Source organism: Halalkalibacterium halodurans (genome assembly GCF_004376175.1).
In the GTDB taxonomy this organism is placed as follows: Bacteria; Bacillota; Bacilli; order Bacillales; family Bacillaceae_D; genus Halalkalibacterium; species Halalkalibacterium halodurans.
On record NZ_SNUY01000133.1, the window covers coordinates 1 to 2,423 of the forward strand.

Sequence of the window (2,423 nt, forward strand, 5' to 3'; positions counted from 1 at the left end):
CCGCTCCTCATTCTAGAAAGATGCTTTTCAGAAGAAAAATAACCATGATTCTTTCAAAGGGATCGGGAATCTAATCGTTTTTGGCCTAAAACCCTGATTTATGTTCGAGGTATGAATAATTCAGGTTGACGATCTTTTGTTCGATTTGTATAGGTAGCGGCATCGTCACTTGACAATGAAATTCGTCTAAAGTTCTTTCCACTTGGCACATGACTAAGTTGTCAGTACCCGAAACTTCTAATACTATTTCCATCAATTCGGTTGGTTTTAGTCCTTTCTCAGATGCAATTAATGCTGCTAATGCCATGCATGCATTACCACAAAACTCTCCTCCAGCCATCTCTAGATGTGCAGCAGCTTGTCGATTTAAGGGCTTTTCAATAAATCCAACTTGTTCAGCGTATACACTGTCGTATGACATAATTTTTTCCGCGATGTGCTTATATTCCCCAATGGGATCATTCGTTTCTACAAGAATGGTCATATTTTGTGTTGGATTAAATTTTATAAACTCGATTCCTTGTTTCATCACAACGACCCTTTTCTTTTCATTTTTAAGCGTATCATCAGACGAAAAACGATAATAATTTGATTTGCTGCTTTTAAGTGAAGTAGACGATGAGCTTGGGTACTGTCAAGCTTCCATATGTACCTCCCTCTATAAAGTTTAATTATCTCCCGAATACTCCCGAATTCTTAAAAATTCATAAACACCTACTAGTTGACACACCATTTATTATGGATACATATGGGTTCTCTTTAATTTATTAACAATATGGAGGCCATCCTATCTTTCAAACTGGATGAGTTTGGAAAATATAGATATAACCGTGCGTCAAATCTCCACACAGCTCACGGCCGCTCACCCTCCCATATCTCACCGGATTGAGATCCATACATTCCTTCGTCCTGCGTATCCATGAGGTGGAGGTCGGATATGCTCCTTTGCTGGGTCAAATGCCCGTATGGTTAATATAAACTCCGACTCTGCACTATTGGTATTTGTATTTAAGATTCTAGTCGTATTCAGAAGTGATTAATGTAAAATTAGTTTTTAGGCAGCCTGTAATGTATGACTCTGAGGTAACCCTCGCAACAGCTTTGAACCATCAAATTTACACTGTTTATGGCTAATGGAAAACAAGACTCTCAGTAGTTTGCAACATACAGCAATCAGTGACTGTTGCTTCTTTAATGGGCGATCAGGCCGCTTGGTATAGTAATGGTGTAAGGCTTTAAACGTAGGATTATGAGCAACGAGTGGTCGAACAGCTAAATACAAGGCTCTACGTAATCGACTTCGTCCCCGTTTTGAAATCCTTGTTTGCCCTTTGAACTTACCTGAGCTATGCTCTCGTAAGGAGAGCCCTGCTAAGTTAACCAATTGCTGTGGGTGGCTATAGTTCCTTATATCACCGACTTCAGCAAAGAATAACGCCACTGTCGTTGAACCCAAACCAGGAATCGCTATCATTTCCTTGGCACCTGGTATCATTTCTACAAGGGCTTCTAGCTCTTCATCCAATTGCTTTACTTGCTCCTTGTACAGCTCGTATTGATCGAGTAAGCAGTCTAATTCTCGTTTGGCAAACTGTAATCCAACCTGGATTCCAATACTCTTTTTCGCTGTTTCCACCAGCTTTATAGCACGCTTGATACCTACACCACGTTGGACAAAAGGTTTCCACTTCGCTAGAACACCTTCCGGTGTCATCTGCTTAATCTGTGAAGGGAATGGGAACATGCGCAATGTGCACAGGGCTGCTTTTCCCTCCCAGTCTCCAAACACATCGAAGAACTCTGGAAAGTAACGTTGAATGCAATTTTGGATACGTCCCTCAATGATCATGAGCTGTTTAGTGAGCTGGTCTCTTAATTTAGCGCCTTCTCTTAGGTCAGCATAGATGCCTTCCAAGAGATTTGGTACGGAGTACCGCCCATCCTTGATCAGCTGTGCAATCACTTTGGCATCCTTGGTATCGTTCTTTGTTGGAGAGTTATCATCAAGCTCTTTGCTCTTCTTGACATGCATAGGATTCACCAATACAAAGTCATATCCTTTTGCAGTGAGATAATAAGCGAGATTCAACCAGTAATGCCCTGTTGGCTCAACGCCAAAGATGATGTGATTTTTCCCATTTGCTTTTGCATGATGTCGTATCCATTCCAATAACTTTTCAAATCCATGTATTCGATTTTCAAAGACCAGACGTTTGCCAAACTCAATGCCGCGATCATCCTGGGCACGTGCAACATGTTTGTCTTTAGCAACGTCAATTCCCACAACTAAAGTTGATGGTATGAGTAAAATTATTGTGGGCAAAATTTAACCCCCTCATTTGTTGAGGGAACGTTAGAACGCTCAACAAATGAGGGGGCCACCAAGCGAAAGCGCGGTAGTTAATAAGCAAATAACATGAAAA

1 protein-coding gene and 1 pseudogene are annotated in these 2,423 nt (G+C 41.1%); both read right to left on the minus strand.

Annotated features, from left to right (window positions below; all coding sequences use genetic code 11):
* Positions 1-112 precede the first annotated feature (112 nt).
* Positions 113-529: pseudogene (locus E2L07_RS20350) on the minus strand (histidine racemase CntK family protein); the annotation flags it as partial.
* Between the two features lie 525 nt (positions 530-1,054).
* Positions 1,055-2,323: an IS110 family RNA-guided transposase gene (locus E2L07_RS20355; protein WP_243855028.1), complete on the minus strand. Its 1,269-nt coding sequence runs from the start codon at positions 2,321-2,323 to the stop codon at positions 1,055-1,057.
* Between the last annotated feature and the right edge of the window lie 100 nt (positions 2,324-2,423).